The following is a 624-nucleotide window of genomic DNA, read 5'->3' on the forward strand; positions in this document are numbered from 1 at the left end:
CAATGGGCTTAGGTGGTTTCCAAGAGTGTAACCAGCTTCCAATGTTCCAAGAGTTCACTAAGTATCAAGGACACGTAACGCACCCAGACCGTATGGCGGAATACACGGGTCGATGTTTTGACCGCGCGATGAGTGAAATGGGTCCGACTCAACTGAATATTCCTCGTGACTACTTCTACGGTGAAACTCAAACCGAGATCCCTAAACCTGCGCGTTTAGACCGTGGTCCAGGTGGTGAGAAATCTCTAAATGAAGCGGCAGACCTGATTGCTGAAGCGAAATTCCCAGTCATCATTTCTGGTGGCGGCGTGGTAATGGCAGATGCAGTTCAAGAGTGTGCAGCGTTGGCGGAAAGACTAGGCGCACCCGTAGTGAACAGCTACCTACATAATGACTCTTTCCCTGCGAGTCACCCATTATGGTGTGGTCCTTTAGGCTACCAAGGTTCGAAAGCAGCAATGAAATTGATGGCTCAAGCGGATGTGGTTATCGCTTTGGGTACACGTCTTGGTCCATTTGGTACCTTGCCTCAACATGGCATGGACTACTGGCCGAAGAACGCGAAAATCATTCAGATTGACGCCGACAACAAGATGCTTGGCCTCGTTAAGAAGATCTCTGTTG

At 49.5% G+C, this 624-nt stretch carries 1 pseudogene; it reads left to right on the forward strand.

Annotated elements, in window-relative coordinates:
- Nucleotides 1–624, forward strand: a pseudogene (locus AB4486_RS24280) (sulfoacetaldehyde acetyltransferase); the annotation flags it as partial.

The sequence above is a fragment of the Vibrio sp. 10N.222.55.C6 genome (assembly GCF_041473395.1).
In the GTDB taxonomy this organism is placed as follows: Bacteria; Pseudomonadota; Gammaproteobacteria; order Enterobacterales; family Vibrionaceae; genus Vibrio; species Vibrio crassostreae_C.